14 protein-coding genes are annotated in these 21,395 nt (G+C 63.5%); 1 reads left to right on the top strand and 13 read right to left on the bottom strand.

Annotation, left to right across the window (positions count from 1 at the left end):
* Positions 1 to 8: 8 nt before the first annotated feature.
* The 11 genes from rplB to BRAS3843_RS13145 all read right to left on the bottom strand — a co-directional run bounded on the left by rplB (position 9) and on the right by BRAS3843_RS13145 (position 12,393).
* Positions 9 to 842 carry a 50S ribosomal protein L2 gene (gene rplB / locus BRAS3843_RS13195; RefSeq protein ID WP_008969403.1) on the bottom strand — a complete coding sequence of 278 codons (834 nt, stop codon included), beginning with the start codon at positions 840 to 842 and terminating at the stop codon, positions 9 to 11.
* 12 nt (positions 843 to 854) lie between these two features.
* Positions 855 to 1,154 (bottom strand): 50S ribosomal protein L23, encoded by a 300-nt coding sequence (locus BRAS3843_RS13190; protein WP_008969402.1) that lies wholly within the window; start codon positions 1,152 to 1,154, stop codon positions 855 to 857.
* Positions 1,151 to 1,771: a 50S ribosomal protein L4 gene (gene rplD, locus BRAS3843_RS13185; protein WP_008969401.1), complete on the bottom strand. Its 621-nt coding sequence runs from the start codon at positions 1,769 to 1,771 to the stop codon at positions 1,151 to 1,153. Before rplD ends, BRAS3843_RS13190 begins: the two co-directional genes overlap by 4 nt.
* 1 nt (position 1,772) lies before the next feature.
* The gene (rplC, locus tag BRAS3843_RS13180) at positions 1,773 to 2,489 is read right to left on the bottom strand and encodes a 50S ribosomal protein L3 (RefSeq protein ID WP_008969400.1); all 717 of its coding nucleotides are present in this window, start codon (positions 2,487 to 2,489) and stop codon (positions 1,773 to 1,775) included.
* A 56-nt stretch (positions 2,490 to 2,545) separates the two neighbouring features.
* On the bottom strand, positions 2,546 to 2,854 hold the full coding sequence (gene rpsJ / locus BRAS3843_RS13175) for a 30S ribosomal protein S10 (RefSeq protein WP_002712302.1): 309 nt from the start codon (positions 2,852 to 2,854) through the stop codon (positions 2,546 to 2,548).
* Between the two features lie 85 nt (positions 2,855 to 2,939).
* A complete protein-coding gene (gene tuf, locus BRAS3843_RS13170; RefSeq protein ID WP_008969399.1) occupies positions 2,940 to 4,130 on the bottom strand; it encodes an elongation factor Tu in 1,191 nt (396 codons plus the stop codon).
* Between the two features lie 39 nt (positions 4,131 to 4,169).
* Complete coding sequence (fusA, locus tag BRAS3843_RS13165; RefSeq protein ID WP_008969398.1) at positions 4,170 to 6,242, bottom strand: elongation factor G; 2,073 nt, start codon at positions 6,240 to 6,242, stop codon at positions 4,170 to 4,172.
* 33 nt (positions 6,243 to 6,275) lie between these two features.
* A complete protein-coding gene (gene rpsG / locus BRAS3843_RS13160; protein ID WP_008969397.1) occupies positions 6,276 to 6,746 on the bottom strand; it encodes a 30S ribosomal protein S7 in 471 nt (156 codons plus the stop codon).
* Between the two features lie 30 nt (positions 6,747 to 6,776).
* Complete coding sequence (gene rpsL / locus BRAS3843_RS13155) at positions 6,777 to 7,148, bottom strand: 30S ribosomal protein S12 (RefSeq protein ID WP_008969396.1); 372 nt, start codon at positions 7,146 to 7,148, stop codon at positions 6,777 to 6,779.
* Positions 7,149 to 8,001: 853 nt separating this feature from the next.
* Positions 8,002 to 10,107 carry an ABC transporter ATP-binding protein gene (locus BRAS3843_RS13150; protein WP_008969395.1) on the bottom strand — a complete coding sequence of 702 codons (2,106 nt, stop codon included), beginning with the start codon at positions 10,105 to 10,107 and terminating at the stop codon, positions 8,002 to 8,004.
* A gap of 231 nt (positions 10,108 to 10,338) precedes the next feature.
* A complete protein-coding gene (locus BRAS3843_RS13145; protein ID WP_008969394.1) occupies positions 10,339 to 12,393 on the bottom strand; it encodes an FAD-dependent oxidoreductase in 2,055 nt (684 codons plus the stop codon).
* Positions 12,394 to 12,551: 158 nt separating this feature from the next.
* On the opposite strand from BRAS3843_RS13145, the gene BRAS3843_RS41480 reads away from it, so the two are divergent.
* Entirely contained in the window at positions 12,552 to 12,689 is a 138-nt protein-coding gene (locus tag BRAS3843_RS41480; protein ID WP_175361118.1) for a hypothetical protein, read from the top strand.
* A gap of 39 nt (positions 12,690 to 12,728) precedes the next feature.
* Here BRAS3843_RS41480 and rpoC read toward each other — a convergent pair whose 3' ends face one another.
* Together rpoC and rpoB are read right to left on the bottom strand one after the other, a co-directional pair.
* Positions 12,729 to 16,934, bottom strand: coding sequence for a DNA-directed RNA polymerase subunit beta' (gene rpoC / locus BRAS3843_RS13140; RefSeq protein ID WP_008969393.1), 4,206 nt, complete (start codon positions 16,932 to 16,934; stop codon positions 12,729 to 12,731).
* A gap of 133 nt (positions 16,935 to 17,067) precedes the next feature.
* The gene (gene rpoB, locus BRAS3843_RS13135; RefSeq protein ID WP_008969392.1) at positions 17,068 to 21,186 is read right to left on the bottom strand and encodes a DNA-directed RNA polymerase subunit beta; all 4,119 of its coding nucleotides are present in this window, start codon (positions 21,184 to 21,186) and stop codon (positions 17,068 to 17,070) included.
* Positions 21,187 to 21,395: the final 209 nt, after the last annotated feature.

The raw sequence follows: 21,395 nt of genomic DNA, 5'->3' as shown, positions 1-21,395 counted from the left end.
GGCGTTCCTTACTTCTTCCGCTTGTGGCGGCTGAGGAGAATGAATTTATCGGTCGACTTGTTGGTGCGGGTCTTCTTGCCCTTGGTAGGCTTGCCCCACGGAGTGACCGGGTGACGACCGCCGGAGGTACGGCCTTCGCCGCCGCCGTGCGGGTGGTCGATCGGGTTCATGGCGACGCCGCGGTTATGCGGGCGACGACCCAGCCAGCGCTTGCGCCCGGCCTTGCCGATCGAGATGTTCATGTGGTCCGGGTTCGACACCGCACCGATGGTGCCGCGGCAACGGCCGTGCACCAGGCGCTGCTCGCCCGAGTTCAAGCGCAGGATCACGTAGTCCTGGTCGCGACCGACGATCTGGGCGTAGGTGCCGGCCGAACGAGCCAGCTGGCCGCCCTTGCCGATCTTGACCTCGATGTTGTGCACGATCGTGCCGACCGGCATGTTGCCCAGCGGCATGACGTTGCCGGGCTTCACGTCGACATAGTTGCCGGCGACGATGGTGTCGCCGACTGCAAGCCGCTGCGGCGCCAGGATGTAGGCCAGCTCGCCGTCCTGATACTTGATCAGGGCGATAAAGCCGGTGCGGTTCGGATCATATTCCAGCCGCTCGACGGTGGCGGGAACGTCCACCTTCTCGCGCTTGAAATCGACGTTGCGGTAGGCCTGCTTGTGGCCGCCGCCGCGGAAACGCACGGTGATGCGGCCGGTGTTGTTGCGGCCGCCGCTTCCCAGCTTGCCCTCGGTCAGAGCCTTGACCGGCTTGCCCTTGTAGAGCGCGGAACGATCGACCATCACCAGCTGGCGCTGGCCCGGCGTCGTGGGGTTGAATGTCTTCAATGCCATGGCAGTGCAGCCTTATAGCCCGGTGGTCACGTCGATGCGGTGGCCCTCTTCAAGGGTCACGATCGCGCGCTTGGAGTCCGACTGCGACCCGAGATGGCCGCGGAACACCTTGGTCTTGCCCTTGCGGACGAGCGTGTTGACGCTCTTGACCTTCACGTCGAACAGCTTCTCGATCGCCTCTTTGATCTGCGGCTTGGTGGCCTTGGCGGCGACCTTGAACAGAACCTTGTTGTGCTCCGAGGCGTAGGTCGCCTTTTCGGTCACGACCGGCGAGAGGATGATGTCGTAATGGCGCGGATCGATGGTCTTCATTTGAAGCGCGCCTCCAGCGCATCGATCGCCGCCTTGGTCAGCACCAGCTTCTGACGGCGCAGGATGTCGTAGACGTTGATGCCCTGGATCGGCAGCACGTCCATGTTGGGGATGTTGCGGGCCGCGTTGGCGAAGCCGCCATGCAGCTCGGCGCCGTCGATGATCAGCGCGTTGGTGAGGCCGAGCCCGGAGAAATGCCCGACCAGCGCCTTGGTCTTGGCAGCTTCCAGCGTGGCGTTCTCCAGCACGATCAGGTCGCCGTCCTTGGCCTTGGCCGACAGCGCATGCTTGAGCGCCAGCGCGCGCACCTTCTTCGGCAGATCGGTGGCGTGCGAACGCACCACCGGACCGAAGGCGCGGCCACCGCCACGGAACTGCGGCACGCGGGCCGAGCCGTGACGGGCACCGCCGGTGCCCTTCTGCTTGTACATCTTCTTGCCGGTGCGCCAGATCTCGGCGCGGCCCTTGGCCTTGTGGGTGCCGGCCTGGCGCTTGTTCAGCTGCCACTGCACGCAGCGCGCGATGATGTCCTGGCGCGGATCGAGGCCGAAGATGGCGTCGGACAGCTGGACCGAGCCGGCTTCCTTGCCCTCGAGGGTCGTGACTTTCAGTTCCATGTTATGCGCCCTCCTGCTCGGCCGGCGCTTCAGCCTGCTCGGTCGCGACCTTGAACTTGCCGGGCTTCGGCGCTTCCTTCGGCAGAGGCTTCTTCACGGCGTCGCGCACCGAGATCCAGCCGCCCTTGGAGCCGGGCACCGCGCCTTCCACCAGGATCAGGCCGCGCTCGACATCCGTCTGCACCACCCGCAGGTTGAGCGTGGTGACGCGATCGACGCCCATGTGACCGGGCATCTTCTTGTTCTTCCAGGTCTTGCCGGGGTCCTGACGGCCACCGGTCGAACCGATCGAACGGTGCGAGATCGACACGCCGTGCGTGGCGCGCAGACCGCCGAAATTCCAGCGCTTCATACCGCCGGCGAAGCCCTTACCGACCGAGGTGCCGGTGACGTCGACGAACTGGCCGACGACGAAATGATCGGCCTGGATCTCGGCGCCGACCGGAATCAGCGCATCTTCGCTGACGCGGAATTCGGCGACCTTGCGCTTCGGCTCGACCTTGGCGACGGCGAACTGACCGCGCTCGGCCTTCGGCAAGTAGACCGTCTTGCGGCTGCCGCTGCCGAGCTGCAGCGCGACATAGCCGTTCTTTTCTTTGGTGCGGTGACCAACCACCTGGCAGTTGCCGAGCTTCAGCACGGTCACGGGGATATGTTCGCCGGCCTCTGTGAAGACCCGCGTCATCCCGACCTTTTGTGCGATCACTCCGGAGCGCATCGGCGTGCATCCTGTTCTTCTGTGTGTCCACAAATTGCGGACGTGAATCCAAAAACTTAGAGCTTGATCTCGACGTCGACGCCGGCGGCCAGATCGAGCTTCATGAGAGCATCGACCGTCTGCGGAGTCGGATCGACAATGTCGAGCAGGCGCTTGTGGGTGCGCATCTCGAACTGCTCACGGCTCTTCTTGTCGACGTGCGGCGAACGGTTGACGGTGAACTTCTCGATGCGGGTCGGCAGCGGAATGGGTCCGCGAACCTGGGCGCCGGTGCGTTTCGCCGTGTTCACGATCTCCCGCGTCGACGTATCGAGGATACGATGGTCGAACGCCTTGAGACGGATGCGAATGTTCTGGCCGTTCATTGCCGTATGCTTTCTCTAGTGAGTGGCGAGTAGCGAGTAGCGTATGGATCTGGTCCACCCGCCACTCGCCATTCCCTATCGCTTGTTACTCGATGATCGAGGCGACGACGCCGGCGCCGACGGTGCGGCCGCCTTCACGGATGGCGAAGCGCAGCTTCTCTTCCATCGCGATCGGCACGATCAGGTGCACTTCCATCGCGATGTTGTCGCCCGGCATCACCATCTCGGTGCCTTCCGGCAGATGCACGACACCGGTCACGTCGGTGGTGCGGAAATAGAACTGCGGGCGGTAGTTGGTGAAGAACGGCGTATGGCGGCCGCCCTCTTCCTTGGTGAGGATGTAAGCCTCGGCCTTGAACTTGGTGTGCGGCTTGACCGAACCCGGCTTGCACAGCACCTGGCCGCGCTCGACTTCCTCGCGCTTGGTGCCGCGGAGCAGCGCACCGATGTTGTCGCCAGCCTGACCCTGATCGAGCAGCTTGCGGAACATTTCGACGCCGGTCACGGTGGTCTTCTGGGTCGGACGGATGCCGACGATCTCGATTTCGTCGCCCACCTTCACGATGCCGCGCTCGACACGACCGGTCACCACGGTGCCGCGGCCCGAGATCGAGAACACGTCTTCCACCGGCATCAGGAACGGCTGGTCGATCGGACGCTCCGGCTGCGGAATGTACTCGTCGACATTGCGCATCAGCTCGAGGATGGCGTCATGGCCGAGCTTCTTGTCCGAATCTTCGAGAGCGGCCAGCGCCGAGCCCTTGATGATCGGGATCTTGTCGCCCGGGAATTCGTACTTCGAGAGCAGCTCGCGGACCTCGAGCTCGACGAGCTCCAGGAGCTCCGGATCGTCGACCATGTCGCACTTGTTGAGGAACACGACCAGCGCGGGCACGCCGACCTGGCGGGCGAGCAGGATGTGCTCACGGGTCTGCGGCATCGGGCCGTCAGCGGCCGACACGACCAGGATCGCACCGTCCATCTGGGCGGCGCCGGTGATCATGTTCTTCACGTAGTCGGCGTGGCCGGGGCAGTCGACGTGGGCGTAGTGGCGGTTCTTGGTCTCGTACTCGACGTGCGCGGTCGAGATGGTGATGCCGCGGGCCTTCTCTTCCGGCGCCTTGTCGATCTGGTCGTATGCCGTGAACGTCGCACCGCCGGTCTCGGCCAGGATCTTGGTGATCGCTGCCGTCAGCGAGGTCTTGCCATGGTCGACGTGACCGATCGTGCCGATGTTGCAGTGCGGTTTGTTACGTTCAAACTTTGCTTTGGCCATTTGACTCTCCGTTCAGTCGCTAACTTGAGCTAACGACAATCAGGCAAACTTCTTCTGGACTTCTGCCGACACGTTGGCCGGCGCTTCCGCGTAGTGGTCGAACTGCATCGTGAAGGTTGCGCGCCCCTGGCTCATCGAGCGCAGGTTATTCACGTAACCGAACATGTTCATGAGCGGCACCATCGCATTGATGACGTTGGCATTGCCGCGCATGTCCTGGCCCTGGATCTGGCCACGACGCGAGTTCAGATCGCCGATGACCGAACCGGTGTAGTCTTCCGGCGTCACCACCTCGACCTTCATGATCGGCTCGAGCAGAACCGACTTGCCCTTTTGCAGCGCCTCGCGGAAGGCCGCGCGCGATGCGATTTCGAAGGCCAGCGCCGAGGAGTCGACGTCGTGATACTTGCCGTCGACCAGCGCCACCTTGACGTCGACCACCGGGAAGCCGGCGACCACGCCCGAGCCGAGCACGCTCTCGATGCCCTTCTCGACGCCCGGGATGTATTCCTTCGGAACCGCACCGCCGACGATCTTGGACTCGAACACGTAGCCGCCACCCGGCTCGTTCGGCTCGACCACGAGGCTCACGGCCGCGAACTGGCCGGTGCCGCCGGTCTGCTTCTTGTGGGTGTAGTCCACATTGGCCGGCTTGGTGATGCGCTCACGGAACGCCACCTGCGGCGCACCGATGTTGGCGTCCACCTTGTAGGTCCGCTTCAGGATGTCGACCTTGATGTCGAGATGGAGTTCGCCCATGCCCTTGAGGATGGTCTGGCCGGACTCGTGATCGGTCGACACCCGGAACGACGGATCTTCCGCCGCGAGCTTCGCCAGCGCGATGCCGAGCTTCTCCTGGTCCGCCTTCGACTTCGGCTCGATCGCGATCTCGATCACCGGCTCCGGGAATTCCATCTTTTCCAGGATCACCTGATGGGTCGGATCGCACAGCGTGTCACCGGTGCGCGCTTCCTTGAGGCCCGCCAGCGCGACGATGTCGCCGGCATAGGCTTCCTTGATGTCTTCGCGGTTGTTCGCATGCATCAGAAGCATGCGGCCGATCCGCTCCTTCTTCTCGCGGGTCGAGTTCACGACGCCGGTGCCGCTCTGCAGGATGCCCGAATAGATGCGGCAGAAGGTGATGGTGCCGACGAACGGGTCGTCCATGATCTTGAACGCGAGCAGCGACAGCGGCTCCTTGTCGTCCGCCTTGCGCACGATCTCGTTGCCCTTGTCGTCGGTGCCCTTGATCGCGGGCACGTCGAGCGGCGACGGCAGATAGTCGACCACGGCGTCGAGCAAGGGCTGCACGCCCTTGTTCTTGAAGGCCGAGCCGCACAGCACCGGATAGAACGCGCCGGTCAGCACCGCCTTGCGCAGCAGCCTCTTCAGCGTCGCCTCGTCCGGCTCCTTGCCATCGAGATAGGCGGCCATGGCGTCGTCGTCGAGCTCGACGGCGGCTTCCACCAGCTTCTCGCGATATTCCTTGGCCTGGTCGACGAGGTCGGCCGGGATGTCGACATAGTCGAACTTCGCGCCGAGCGACTCGTCGTTCCAGACGATGCCCTGCATCTTCACGAGGTCGACGACGCCCTTGAAGTTGTTCTCGGCGCCGATCGGCAGCTGGATCGCAACCGGCTTCGCGCCCAGGCGGTCGACGATGTCGGCCAGGCACTTGAAGAAGTCGGCACCGGTCTTGTCCATCTTGTTGGCGAAGACGATGCGCGGCACCTTGTACTTGTCGCCCTGGCGCCAGACGGTCTCGGTCTGCGGCTCGACGCCCTGGTTGGAGTCGAGCACGCACACGGCGCCGTCGAGCACGCGCAGCGAACGCTCGACCTCAATCGTGAAGTCGACGTGGCCGGGGGTGTCGATGATGTTCAGACGCTTGCCGTTCCAGAACGCAGTGGTCGCGGCCGACGTGATCGTGATGCCGCGCTCCTGCTCCTGCTCCATCCAGTCCATCGTCGCGGCACCTTCGTGCACCTCGCCGATTTTGTGGCTCTTGCCAGTGTAATAGAGAATGCGTTCGGTGGTCGTGGTCTTACCGGCGTCGATATGCGCCATGATACCGAAGTTGCGGTAGTCCTCGATGGCATGTTGGCGGGGCATGGACCTGTTCCTAAATTTCCGTTCGGGTCGCCGTTACCAGCGATAATGCGAGAAGGCGCGGTTGGCTTCCGCCATGCGATGCACGTCTTCGCGCTTCTTGACGGCGTTCCCCCGGTTGTTCGAAGCGTCGAGCAACTCCGCCGAAAGCCGCTCGGTCATCGTCTTCTCGTTGCGATCGCGTGCCGCCGAGATCAGCCAGCGAATTCCCAGAGCCTGCCGACGCGTCGAACGCACTTCGACCGGCACCTGATAGGTCGCACCACCAACGCGGCGGGAGCGCACTTCGATGGTCGGCATCACGTTCTCGAGCGCCTGCTCGAACACCGTCAGCGGGCTCTGCTTGGTCTTGGCTTCGATGAGGCCGAACGCGCCGTAGACGATACCTTCGGCGACCGACTTCTTGCCGGCATACATGACCGAGTTCATGAACTTGGTCACGATGACGTTCCCGAACTTCGGATCCGGAAGAACTTCACGCTTTTCGGCTGAATGGCGACGCGACATTGTGTTCTGTTCCCGCTTATCTCGAACGTCTTACTTGGGACGCTTCGCGCCATACTTCGAACGGCGCTGCTTACGGTTCTTGACGCCCTGGGTATCCAGCACGCCGCGGAGAATGTGGTAGCGCACGCCCGGCAAGTCCTTGACGCGGCCACCGCGGATCATGACCACCGAGTGCTCCTGCAGGTTATGGCCCTCACCCGGGATGTAGCCGATCACCTCGAAGCCGTTGGTCAGGCGCACCTTGGCGACCTTGCGGAGCGCCGAGTTCGGCTTCTTCGGGGTCGTGGTGTAGACGCGCGTGCAAACGCCGCGCTTCTGCGGCGACTGCTGCAGCGCCGGCACCTTCTTGCGCGACTTCTGCACGACGCGCGGATTTGCGATCAGCTGGTTGATCGTCGGCATCTTGGCCTTCACCCTTCTCAACGTTCACACGGAAGCCGCCTCACGCGACGCCCGCAAATTCTGTCTGAGGTTCCCCGCCTCACCGGCCGCCCGGCGCGGAAAAATACCCGCGCAAAGCGAAAACACGCCAACCGCTCATTGCTGAACGGAAAGCGCTTGACGCCACAGAGGACCGCAGTCGGAGCCGGTCAGCGCGAGCTGTCCAGCCACTTACCGAGGTCATGCATCCGAGTTTGATCTCAAGAGAACATGCTCAAGAGAACTAAAATCGTCCTGGCATTGCCTAGCTATAATCGACAGCGTTTGAGCGGCATTCGTCGAGGGTGGTGCCCGTCCCTGCTCTTTTCAGAGCGGCCCATTAACTGAGCGGGATGGGTGGTCCGTACCGACGCTGGCGAAGCTCACCGCCTGTCGTTAAGTGGGCGCCTTTTATAAGCGGTAAATAACCAAGTCAAGCAAAACGATGCTGCAAGAGACCAGAAGAAAGGCCTCTGGCGCCTCAGCTTTCGGTCGGCGCCGGGCGCCGCCCTTCGCTCCCGCGGCCGGGCTTACGAGACAGCCCGCATCGGGTCTGGTTTCGACTGGGATTATCCCGATTTACCAAGGAGATAAGCCCTTCTTTGCATTCCGCAAGGCAACAGCGAACCAGTGATAAGGACATTCCGATCGCCGGCGGTCGCCTGCGACCCAATCGTCACTGCAATGCTGCATTGCGCCAAAGTTTCCGAGATCCCAGCCGATTCGCATCCCGCCTGCCCGCCGAATCTCGCACCGGGAAGCTTTGAGACGAGGCACAGGCCGATCGATTCCCTCGCGGCGGAGTGTCTGGCTCAGCCAATGGCCGACCACGCGCTCACGCCTCGTCGTCATCCTCGTCATCGTCCTCGCCGCCGTCCGCAACGGCCTGGGCGGCCATCTGCGGCATGTGGCCCTGGTCGTCCCAGAGCTTGCGATAGACGCCGTTCTTGGCGAGCAGCCCGGCATGGGTGCCACGCTCGATGGCGCGGCCGCCGGAGATGACGATGATCTCATCCATCTCGACCACCGATGTCAGCCGGTGGGTCGACCAGATCATGGTCCGGCCCTTGGCGACCTTCAGAAGCGTGCGGTTGATGGCAGCCTCGGTGGTCTGGTCGAGCGCCGACGTGGCCTCGTCCAACAGCAGCACCGACGGGTTGCGGATGATCGCCCGGGCAATGGCGATGCGCTGGCGCTGTCCGCCTGAGAGCGTGTCGCCGCGCTCGCCGACCAGGGTGTCGTATTTCTGCGGCAGGCTCATGATGTAGCGGTGGATCTCCGCCTTCTTGGCGGCCTCCTCGACCTCGGCGTCGGTCGCGCCCTCCTTGCCAAGCCGGATATTCTCCCGCAGCGACATGTTGAACAGCATGTTCTCCTGGAACACCACCGCCATGCTCCCCCGCAGCGAATCGCGGGTCACCTTGCGGATGTCGACACCGTCGATGGTCACGCGGCCCTCGTCCGGCACATAGAGCCGCAGGATCAGATTGAGCAGCGTGCTCTTGCCGGAGCCGCTCGGCCCCACGATCGCGATGCGCTTGCCGACGTCGAGCTTGAGGCTGAGATTGTCGAGCACCGGCGCCTCGCTGCCCTCGTATTGAAAGGTGACGCGCTCGAAGGTGATGTCGTGGCTGATGCGCGGCAGGTCCGGCGCGCCCGGGCGGTCGGCGCCCCGGGTCGGCTCGTCCAGGAGCTCCTGCATGTGCCGGATGGCCGCGGCGGACGAGATCGACACCGGGATGAAATGCATGACATGGGCGATGTTGTAGGACACCTCCCAGAAGGCGCTTTCGAAGGTGACGAAGGTTCCGATCGTGATCTGGCCCTTGGTGGCGAGATAGGCGCCGAGCGCCAGCACGACCAAATGGAGCAGCAAGACCGCGATGGTCACGGTGCGCTCGACCATGGTCGACAGGAAGATGGCGGAGGCCATCCGCTGCCGCGCCGCATCGTTGCGCAGCGTGAACCAGCCGAACACCCTGCGATGCAGGCTGAAGGCCTTGATCACAGCTTGCGCTGCGATGTTCTCCTGGATGACGCCGAGCAACGACGATTCGTTGACCTTCTGCTCGTAATTGGCCTGCACCGCCTTGGGCGTCAGGATCCGCGGGCCGATCAGCGTGATCGGAAACACCAGCAGCGCGACCGCCGCGAGCTGCCAGTTCAGGAACAGCATCAAGATGATGCCGGCGATCAGCTCGAAGAACGGCAGCGCCGCGCTGCTCGAGAAGCTCTTTACCGCGCCTTCGAACGCCGACATGTCGACCGAAAAGCGCGACAGGATCTCGCCGCGCTTGGTGCGCTGGAAAAAGGCCGCAGGGAGATTCTGGACGTGTTCGAACAGCCGCGTGCGCACGTCGGAGATGACGCAGGCGGCAAGCCGGGCGTCCCAGCGCTCGTAGAGGACCGCGACGATCGAGGTGAAGATGCCGGCGGCCGCGAGCACGCCGAGGATGCGATAGAGCGCCTCGAAATCCTCCTCGCCGAGCGCGTCGTCGATCAGGAATTTCAGGCTGAGCGGCATGATCACGTTGAACAGCGTCTCGACCAGGACGCCCAAGGTGACGAAAGCCAGGATCTTCTTGTATTTGGCGAGCAGTGGCGCGACGAATCCGTAGATCGTCGCTAACGCGCCGGCGGCCTCCCGGGCGGTAAAGACGACGAGATCCTCATCATCCTCGTCGTCGTCTTCGTCGAGGTCGAGATCGTCATCCTCGTCCTCGTCGCCCGCCTCGTCTTCCGCCTCGTCGTCGTCTTCATCATCGTCATCATCGGGCGGCGGTGCGGGCTTGCCCGCAGATGGCACCTTGGCCCCCTCGACCCGGGGGGCCCCCGTTTTGGCGATGGCGGTCTTGGCTGCGACGAGCTTGTCCGGATCCTCGGCGGGATCGCCTTTGGAAGCGGGTTGCCGACCGTCCGACACTGAACTTTTGGGCGCCATTGAACCAACCGATGCTGCACGGCCTGACCTGGGAAGACTCGCGCGTTCCGGCTTTAACACCTGCGTCCGGCCGCAGCTAGCGCTGCCGCGGCTTCGCGCCACATTGCGCGCGGTGGCGGCCGGTTGCTGTCACGCAATCGGCACAGTCGGGCGAGGGTTTCGCCCGGCTCCCATGATACGGAACAACGCCGTCGATGCGGCCGTTACGACGCTCGCCGCCGCCTCAGTCCCTCAGTCCTCGTCCTCGACCTTGTCGAAGAACGAATAGCGCAGGCTGTCCGCGTCGGCGTACCACTGGCCCGGCCCCTTGTTGGCGGCGAGCGTCGCCGTCCACAATTCATCGGCGCAGTCGCGGCGATGCATCGACAGGTCGAACCCGTTGCCGAAGAACAATTCCGACCATTCCCACCAGGTGCCGAGCTTCTTCACGCCGCGCAGGAGATCGTAGCGATCGATCAGCGCCGGCGCCATGTCCGAGGTGATCGAACCGAACACCAGCCCGGTCTTGATCACGCGGTTGAACTCGCGGATCGCGCGCGGCACCTGCTTTTCGCCCAGATGGCACAGGCTGGTCTCGAACACGAAGTCGAACTCGCCGTTCTTGAACGGCATGTCGGTGATCGAGCCAAGCTTGTTGAACTTCTTGAGCGCCTTCGGCGTCTTGCCGTGAATATAACGGTTGTTCTCGATGCCCCAGGCATCGATGCCGCGGTCGCGCAGCGCCCCCACCAGCTCGCCGCTCGCCGATCCCGCCACCAGGAGCTTGTAGCCGCGGGCCCGGTTCCAGACGATCTTGATCAGCTCGAGCAGATAGGCCGGGTCGGTGAACTGCCGCCATGCCTCGCTGTAAGCTCCCTGCCCGCGATAGTTCTCGAAATAATCGCGATCGATCTTGTCCGAGAGCGGCGTCTCCGCCTGGGCGCGAGCCCGACGCAGCCGCATCATCTCGGTCAGGATGATGTCGGTCGCCGCGTCCGAGGAGTCGAGCAGCCCGTTCAAGGTCGAATCGAACAGATAGTCACCAACCACCACGATGCCCGGATGGTCCTTCGGCTCGGGCCGGTGATTGGTCATGACGTCGCGCACCGGCAGGCCGCCGGGCAGCGCATTCACCGACGACAGCCAGCGATGGATCTTGCCTTCCATGAAATGCGCGCGGGCATCACCGAGAGCGGCCGGCAGCGACTTCAACGCGGCATCGATCAGATCCTGATCGGACAGGTTGGCGAAGGCGAGCGCATCGGAGCCGGCAATCAGCCAGTTCAAGACGCCGTGCCGGCCGACATCGTGACGCGAGCCCTCGTTATAGATGCAGCAGCCGCCGAACGCTTCCGACATGAACCAGGAGCCCGGGATCTTGTCGCCCCAGAACGGCTCGTCGAACAGGATCGACACGCGCAGATAATGCGCGGGACGGTCGAAATAGGCGACGTGCTTGACCATCGACTTGCGCAGGCTCTCGCCTTCCCAGCCGAGCGTGGCGAGCCACGAATGCGGCAGGCAGACCAGCACGAGATCGAACTCGCGCGTCTCCGGCCCCTTGCCGTTCATCATGTTGATCCGGTAGCGGCCGGAATCGGTCTTGCCGACTTTCAGCACGCGGTGATTGAGCTGGATATCGGCATCGACCTCGGAGCGCAGGCACTCGATCAGCTGCTCATTGCCGTTCTGGATCGAATACAGGCCGATATAGCCGTCGATATCCATCACGAAGTTCTTCAGCGCGTTCAGCCCGTTGGTGTTGTGGGCCTCTGTCGCGATGTCGGACCGCGCCATCACCTTGAAGAAGCGCTTGGCCGTGGCATCCTCGACCTCCTTGTCGAGCAATTGCTCGCAGGTCATGTAGGCCCAGGGATGCTCGTTGTCGTGCGCGCCGACGCCCTCGTAATATTCGACGGGCGAGATCACCTCGGTGCAGCGCTTGCGGAAGTCCTCGACCGCGGCCGCAGTCTTCGGTCCGTATTTGCGGCGCAGGCCCGGAACGTCGTCGAGCAGATCGCCGTCGAGCTGCACCTGCATGGCATCCATCGGGATGGTCTGCAGGCCGAAATGCTGGATCAGCTCGCGCAACGGATCGGGGCCGGTCATCGAGTAGTCGTAGATCTCGGCGACGCCCGCCTCGTACATCGCCGGCGCAGTGTCGAATTTGCGCGAGACGATCTTGCCGCCCAGCCGGTCGGAGGCTTCGAAGATCGTGACCTTGCAGAGGTCGCCCAACTTCTTCCGGAGGTACCAGGCGCTCATGAGCCCGCCGGGGCCACCGCCTACAATTGCAAGGTCAAGCATCAGCGTTCCGCTATCTCCGGGCGTCCATAACGTCGCCGGTCGTCGATATCAGGGGGTCTTGCCACCCTCGGGGCTCGATCGGCCATAGCCCAACCTGTCCGCACAAGCTTTGCGCTCAAGCAAATCGGCGCGCGTCGTGGTGGTCGGAGGAAATCATCATGGCGGATCAGATGGTCCTCAGAAGCGCCTTTTTGCCTGAAGGGAAGATGAACAACAGGGATGCGCCTCTGCAACACGACAAGAAAATGTCAAGAAAAGGCCGGCGACAGCCGGCCTCTTCTCCGCTTGATGAATGACTTGCGGGGGGCGCCGAGGCGCACCCCGTAGATCTACGGCTATTCGGCCGGCGGCAGCGCTAAGGGCTGCGGCTGCGGCTCGGGCTGGGCCGGCACGATGGCCGCCTGCTTCTCGCGCTCGTCGAGAATCAGCTTGTCGCGCTTCACGGCGACCTCGCGGATTCGCGCCATGGAGGCGCCGGTGCCGGCCGGGATCAGGCGGCCGACGATGACGTTCTCCTTGAGACCCTCGAGCGGATCGATCTTGCCGTTGACCGCCGCTTCCGTGAGGACGCGGGTGGTCTCCTGGAACGATGCCGCCGAGAAGAACGACCGGGTCTGCAGGCTCGCCTTGGTGATGCCGAGCAGAACCGGGGTGCCGGTGGCGGGCTTCTTGCCCTCCTCCTTGGCCTTCTCGTTGGTCGCGTCGAACTCGATCTTGTCGACCTGTTCGCCCGCGATCATGTCGGTATCGCCCTGGTCGGTGACCTCGATCTTCTGCAGCATCTGACGGACAATCACCTCGATGTGCTTGTCGTTGATGAGCACGCCCTGCAGCCGGTAGACCTCCTGGATCTCGTTGACCAGATAGGCCGCGAGCTCCTCGATGCCCTTGATCGCCAGGATGTCGTGCGGCGCCGGATTGCCTTCGACGATGAAATCGCCCTTTTCGACGATGTCGCCGTCCTGCAGATGGATGTGCTTGCCCTTCGGGATCAGGTACTCGCGCGCCTCTTCGGTCTTGTCCATCGGCTCGATCGAGATGCGACGCTTGTTCTTGTAGTCGCGGCCAAACCGGATGGTGCCCGCGATTTCCGCGATGATCGCCGCATCCTTCGGCTTGCGCGCTTCGAACAGCTCCGCCACCCGCGGCAGACCGCCGGTGATGTCACGGGTCTTGGCGCTCTCGGTCGAGATACGGGCAAGGATATCGCCCGACTTGACCGTCGATCCGACGTCGACCGACAGAATGGCGTCGACCGGCAGCATATAGCGGGCATCGCCGCCACGGGCCAGCTTCAGCACCTTGCCGTCCTTGCCCTTGACTACGATGGCGGGACGCAGATCGGCGCCGCCACGCGTCGAGCGCCAGTCGATGACGACGCGCTTGGCGATACCGGTCGATTCGTCGAGCGTCTCGGAGATCGACTGCCCCTCGACCAGATCCTCGAAGTCGATGGTACCCTCAGCCTCCGACAGCACCGGGCGGGTGTAAGGATCCCACTCGGCGATGCGCTGGCCACGCTTGATCATGTCGCCGTCGTCGACATGCATGCGCGAACCGTACTGGATACGGTGCGTCGCACGCTCGCTGCCGTCGGGATCGACGATCGACACCACCATGTTGCGCACCATCGCGATCAGATGGCCTTCGCTGTTGCGGGCGATGGCCTTGTTCTTGATCACGACCTTGCCTTCGAAGTTCGATTCAACGAAGGACTGCTCGTTGAGCTGCGCCGCGCCGCCGATGTGGAACGTGCGCATGGTCAACTGGGTGCCGGGCTCACCGATCGATTGCGCGGCGATGACGCCGACGGCCTCACCGTGGTTGACCGGGGTGCCGCGGGCCAGATCGCGGCCGTAGCACATCATGCAGATGCCGTTGACGAGCTCGCAGGTCAGAGCCGAACGGATCTTCACCTCCTGGACGCCGGCCTGCTGGATGGCGTCGACATGGCTCTCCTCCATCAGCGTGCCGGCCTTCACCAGCACGGTGTTGCTCGAGGGATCACGCACGTCGTCGCAAGGGACGCGACCCAGGATGCGCGAGCCGAGCGAAGCCACCACGGTGCCGGCATCGACGATGGCGCGCATCTTGATGCCGAGCTTGGTGCCGCAATCGTCCTGCGTGATGATGCAATCCTGCGCCACGTCGACCAGACGGCGGGTCAGGTAGCCCGAGTTCGCGGTCTTCAACGCGGTGTCCGCGAGGCCCTTGCGGGCGCCGTGGGTCGAGTTGAAGTATTCGAGCACCGAGAGCCCCTCCTTGAAGTTGGAGATGATCGGCGTCTCGATGATCTCGCCTGACGGCTTGGCCATCAGGCCGCGCATGCCCGCGAGCTGACGCATCTGGGCCGGCGAACCGCGCGCACCGGAATGCGCCATCATGTAGATCGAGTTGATGTCGGCATCCGCGCCCGTCGCGGTCTTCTTGGTCGCCGAGATCTCCTTCATCATCGCCTTGGCGATTTCCTCGGTCGCCTTCGACCAGGCGTCGACGACCTTGTTGTACTTCTCGCCATGGGTGATCAGACCGTCATTGTACTGCTGCTCGAAATCCTTCGCCAGCGTACGGGTGGTATCGACGATCTTCCACTTGCCCTGCGGCACGACCATGTCGTCCTTGCCGAACGAGATGCCGGCCTTGAAGGCATTGTAGAAGCCGAGCGCCATGATGCGGTCGCAGAAGATCACGGTCTCCTTCTGGCCGCAGTGACGGTAGACCTGATCGATCACGCCGGAGATTTCGCGCTTGGTCATCAGCTTGTTGATGATTTCGTACGAAATCTTCGGATGCTTCGGCAGCACGTTGCCGAGCATCACGCGGCCCGCGGTGGTCTCGATCCAGCGCTTGGCCATCTTGCCGGTCTCGTCCATGCCATCCCAGCGATATTTGATCTTGCTGTGAAGGTGGATGACCTTGGCATGCAGCGCGTGCTCGAGCTCGGCCATGTCGCCGAACGACTTGCCCTCGCCGGGCATGCCCTCGCGCATGATCGAGAGATAGTAGAGACCGAGCACGATGTCCTGCGACGGCACGATGATCGGCTGACCGTTCGCCGGATGCAGGATGTTGTTGGTCGACATCATCAGGACGCGCGCTTCCAGCTGCGCTTCGAGCGACAGCGGAACGTGCACGGCCATCTGGTCGCCGTCGAAGTCGGCGTTGAACGCGGCGCAGACCAAGGGATGCAGCTGGATCGCCTTGCCCTCGATCAGGACCGGCTCGAACGCCTGAATGCCGAGGCGGTGCAGAGTCGGCGCGCGGTTCAACAGCACCGGATGCTCGCGGATCACCTCGTCCAGGATGTCCCAGACCTCGGGCCGCTCCTTCTCCACCAGCTTCTTCGCCTGCTTCACGGTCGTCGACAGGCCCTTGGCGTCGAGCCGCGAATAGATGAACGGCTTGAACAGCTCGAGCGCCATCTTCTTCGGCAGGCCGCACTGATGCAGGCGCAGCTCGGGACCGACCACGATCACGGAGCGGCCCGAATAGTCGACGCGCTTGCCGAGCAGGTTCTGGCGGAAGCGGCCCTGCTTGCCCTTCAGCATGTCGGCGAGCGACTTCAGCGGCCGCTTGTTGGCGCCGGTGATGACGCGGCCGCGGCGGCCGTTGTCGAACAGCGCGTCGACCGCCTCCTGCAGCATGCGCTTTTCGTTGCGGATGATGATGTCGGGGGCGCGCAGCTCCATCAGCCGCTTCAGGCGGTTGTTGCGGTTGATGACGCGGCGGTAGAGGTCGTTGAGGTCCGAGGTCGCGAAGCGGCCGCCGTCGAGCGGCACAAGCGGCCGCAGGTCCGGCGGGATCACCGGGACCACGGTCATGATCATCCATTCCGGCTTGTTGCCGGAGTGACGGAACGCCTCCACGATCTTCAGCCGCTTGGCGAGCTTCTTGTGCTTGATGTCGGAGTCGGTCTCCTGCATCTCCGCGCGCAAGGTCGCCTCGAGCTTCTCGAGCTCGAGCCCGCGCAGCAGCTCGCGGATCGCCTCGGCGCCGATCATGGCGGTGAAGCTGTCCTGGCCGTATTCGTCCTGCGCCTTCAGATACTCGTCTTCCGACAGCAGCTGACGGTCCTTGAGCGGGGTCGTGCCCGGCTCCAGCACCACGTAGTACTCGAAGTACAGGATCCGCTCGAGATCCTTCAGCGTCATATCGAGCAGGAGGCCGATGCGCGACGGCAGCGACTTCAGGAACCAGATGTGAGCGACCGGCGCTGCGAGCTCGATATGGCCCATGCGCTCGCGCCGGACGCGCGACAGCGTCACCTCGACCGAGCACTTCTCGCAGATGATGCCCTTGTACTTCATCCGCTTGTACTTGCCGCACAAGCACTCATAGTCCTTGATCGGCCCGAAGATGCGGGCGCAGAACAGGCCGTCGCGCTCGGGCTTGAAGGTGCGGTAGTTGATCGTTTCCGGCTTCTTGATCTCGCCGTAGGACCAGGACAGAATCTTCTCTGGCGACGCGATCGAAATCCGGATCTGGTCGAAGACCTGAGCCGGCGTCGTCGGATTGAAGAGATTCATGATTTCTTGGTTCATCGTCTTCTCCTCGCATGCCGATCGGGGGGCGGCAGCAAATTCGAAAATCTCTTAAAGACGGCGCCCTGCCCTGACCCGCGGACAAGAGCGCCGATGCCCGGCCGTCAAAGGCGGCCGGGCCTGATATCTTGAACTACTCGGCGGCTTCCGACGTGGGCGCCGGTCCCATCTTGGAATTGTGCAGGTCGACGTTGAGGCCGAGCGAGCGCATTTCCTTGACCAGCACGTTGAACGATTCCGGAATACCGGCCTCGAACGTGTCGTCGCCACGGACGATCGCCTCGTAGACCTTGGTACGGCCGGCGACGTCGTCCGACTTCACGGTCAGCATCTCCTGCAGCGTGTAGGCGGCACCGTAGGCTTCGAGCGCCCACACCTCCATTTCGCCAAAGCGCTGGCCGCCGAACTGGGCCTTGCCGCCCAGCGGCTGCTGGGTGACCAGCGAGTACGGACCGATCGAACGCGCGTGGATCTTGTCGTCGACGAGATGGTGCAGCTTCAGCATGTAGATGTAGCCCACCGTCACCTTGCGATCGAACGGATCGCCAGTGCGCCCGTCATAGACGGTCGACTGGCCGGAAGCGTCCATGCCGGCGAGCTTCAACATCTCCTCGATGTCGCTCTCCTTGGCACCGTCGAACACCGGCGTTGCAATCGGCACACCGCGGCTCAGATTGTGACCAAGCTCGATCAGCTCATTGTCGTTGAGCGTCCTGATGGTCTCGTCCTCGCCGTAGATCCGCTTCAACGTCTCCTTCAGCGGCTTGATGTCCTGCTTCGACAGATAGGCATCCACGGTCTGCGCGATGCGCCGGCCGAGGCCGGCACAGGCCCAGCCGAGATGGGTCTCGAGGATCTGGCCGACATTCATGCGCGAGGGCACGCCGAGCGGATTGAGCACGATGTCCGCGTGCGTACCGTCTTCCAGGAACGGCATGTCCTCGATCGGCACGATCTTGGACACGACGCCCTTGTTGCCGTGACGGCCGGCCATCTTGTCGCCGGGCTGGATCTTGCGCTTCACCGCGACGAAGACCTTGACCATCTTCATCACGCCAGGCGGCAATTCGTCACCGCGCTGCAGCTTCTCGACCTTGTCGAGGAAGCGCTGCTCGAGCCCCTTCTTCGACTCATCGTACTGCTTCCGCATCGCCTCGATTTCGGCCATCAGCTTGTCGTTCGGCGAAGCGAACAGCCACCATTGCGACTTCGGATACTCGTCGAGCACCGCGCGGGAGATCTTGGTGTCCTTCTTGAAGCCCTTCGGGCCTGCGATGCCCTGGCGGCCTTCCAGCATGTCGGCAAGACGGCTGTAGACGTTGCGGTCGAGGATCGCCTGCTCGTCGTCACGGTCCTTGGCGAGGCGCTCGATCTCCTCGCGCTCGATCGCCAGCGCACGCTCGTCCTTGTCGACGCCGTGGCGGTTGAACACGCGGACTTCCACGATCGTGCCCTGCACGCCCGGAGGCACGCGAAGCGACGTATCGCGGACGTCGGAGGCCTTTTCGCCGAAGATGGCGCGGAGCAGCTTCTCTTCCGGCGTCATCGGGCTCTCGCCCTTCGGCGTGATCTTGCCGACCAGGATGTCGCCGGCGCGGACCTCGGCACCGATATAGACGATGCCGGCTTCGTCGAGGTTCTTCAGCGCCTCTTCCGACACGTTCGGAATATCGCGGGTGATTTCCTCAGGGCCGAGCTTGGTGTCACGGGCCATCACCTCGAACTCCTCGATGTGGATCGAGGTGAAGACGTCTTCCTTCACGATCCGCTCGGAGAGCAGGATCGAGTCTTCGAAGTTGTAGCCGTTCCACGGCATGAACGCGACCAGCACGTTGCGGCCAAGCGCGAGTTCGCCGAGGTCGGTCGACGGACCGTCGGCGATGATGTCGCCCTTCTTGACGATATCGCCGACCTTCACCAGCGGACGCTGGTTGATGCAGGTCGACTGGTTGGAGCGCTGATACTTCATCAGCCGGTAGATATCGACGCCCGACTTGGTCGGATCGAGATCCTCGGTGGCGCGGATGACGACGCGGGTGGCGTCGATCTGGTCGATCACGCCCGAGCGGCGCGCCGCGATCGCGGCGCCGGAGTCACGGGCCACCACGCCTTCCATGCCGGTGCCGACGAACGGTGCCTCGGCGCGAACCAGCGGCACCGCCTGGCGCTGCATGTTCGAGCCCATCAGCGCGCGGTTGGCGTCGTCGTTCTCGAGGAACGGGATCAGCGCCGCGGCCACCGAAACCAGCTGCTTCGGCGACACGTCCATGTAGTCGACCTTGTCCGGCGTCATCGGCACGACTTCGCCGGCATGACGGCAGACCACGAGATCCTCGGTGAAGCGGCCCTTCGGGTCGAGCGGCACGTTGGCCTGCGCGACGCGATAGCGCCCCTCTTCCATCGCCGACAGATAGACCACCTCGTCGGTGACCCGGCTGTCCTTGACCTTGCGGTAGGGCGTCTCGACGAAGCCGTATTTGTTGACGCGCGCGAAGGTCGCGAGCGAGTTGATCAGGCCGATGTTCGGACCTTCCGGCGTCTCGATCGGGCAGATGCGGCCGTAATGCGTCGGGTGCACGTCGCGCACCTCGAAGCCGGCGCGCTCGCGGGTCAGACCGCCCGGGCCAAGCGCCGAGAGGCGCCGCTTGTGGGTGATCTCCGACAGCGGGTTGGTCTGGTCCATGAACTGCGACAGCTGCGAGGAGCCGAAGAACTCGCGCACCGCGGCGGCCGCCGGCTTCGCGTTGATCAGGTCCTGCGGCATCACGGTGTCGATGTCGACGCTCGACATGCGCTCCTTGATGGCACGCTCCATGCGGAGCAGACCGATACGGTACTGGTTCTCCATCAACTCGCCGACCGAGCGGACGCGGCGGTTGCCGAGATGGTCGATGTCGTCGATCTCGCCCTTGCCGTCACGCAGGTCGACCAGCGTCTTGATGACCGCCAGAATGTCTTCCTTGCGCAGCGTGCGCTGGGTATCGGGCGCATCGAGCTCGAGGCGCATGTTCATCTTGACGCGACCGACCGCGGACAGGTCGTAGCGCTCGGCGTCGAAGAACAGCGACTGGAACATCGCCTGCGCGGACTCCAGCGTCGGCGGCTCGCCCGGACGCATCACGCGGTAGATGTCGAACAGCGCGTCCTCGCGCGTCATGTTCTTGTCGGCATTGAGCGTGTTGCGGATGTAGGGGCCGACATTGACATGGTCGATGTCGAGCAGCGGCAGGTCCTTGTAGCCCTGCTCGTTCAACAGCTTCATCAGCTTGTCGGTGATCTCCTCGCCCGCTTCGGCATGGATCTCGCCGGTCTTCGGGTTAACGAGATCCTCGGCGATGTAGTTGCCGAGCACCTCCTCGTCGCCCATGCGCAAGGCCTTCAGCCCCTTCTCCTGGAGCTGGCGGGCGGCACGCACGGTGAGCTTCTTGCCGGCATCGAGCACGACCTTGCCGGTGTCGGCGTCGATCAGGTCGTTGCTGGTCGAGTAGCCGCGGAAGCGGTTGGCGTCGAACGGCACGCGCCAGCCATCCTTGGCGCGCTTGTAGATGATCTTCTTGTAGAAGGTCGACAGGATCTGCTCGCCGTCAAGGCCGAGCGCGAACATCAGCGACGTCACCGGCAGCTTGCGGCGACGGTCGATGCGCGCGAACACGATGTCCTTGGCGTCGAACTCGATGTCGAGCCAGGAGCCGCGATAGGGAATGACGCGGGCGGCGAACAGGAGCTTGCCCGACGAATGGGTCTTGCCCTTGTCATGGTCGAAGAACACGCCCGGCGAACGGTGCATCTGCGAAACGATGACGCGCTCGGTGCCGTTGACGATGAAGGTGCCGTTCATGGTCATGAGCGGGATGTCGCCCATGTACACGTCCTGCTCCTTGATGTCCTTCACCGACTTGGCGCCGGTCTCCTCGTCGATATCGAACACGATGAGGCGCAAGGTCACCTTGAGCGGCGCAGCAAAGGTCATGCCGCGCTGACGGCACTCGTCGACGTCATATTTCGGGGGCTCGAATTCATAGCGGACGAATTCCAGCATCGAGGTGCCCGAGAAGTCGGAGATCGGGAACACCGAGCGGAACACCGCCTGCAGGCCCTCGTCCGCCCGCCCGCCGGTGGGCTCGTCCACCATCAGGAACTGGTCATAAGACGCCTTCTGAACCTCGATGAGGTTCGGCATCTCCGCGACTTCCTTGATGTGTCCAAAAAACTTGCGAACGCGTTTGCGACCGGTGAATGTCTGCTGCGCCATCGTGGCCTCTCATTTCGTCGCCCGGAGGGGCGGACCTTCCGAAACGGCGGCTGCCACCGCCTTTCGGGTTGAATTTCGATCCATTTCGAAGGTCGGAAGCGCGAGGTTCGGAACCAAAACGTCCCAACTTCGTTCTTCAGACCACCAAAACGCAAAACGACGCGCGAGGCGCAAACGCGCACCCGCTCGTCAGAACCATCTCGTCACGG

The organism is Bradyrhizobium sp. STM 3843 (assembly GCF_000239815.1).
In the GTDB taxonomy this organism is placed as follows: Bacteria; Pseudomonadota; Alphaproteobacteria; order Rhizobiales; family Xanthobacteraceae; genus Bradyrhizobium.
The sequence above is the reverse complement of the archived record's forward strand: the minus strand, read 5'-3'. Positions and strand labels throughout refer to the sequence as shown.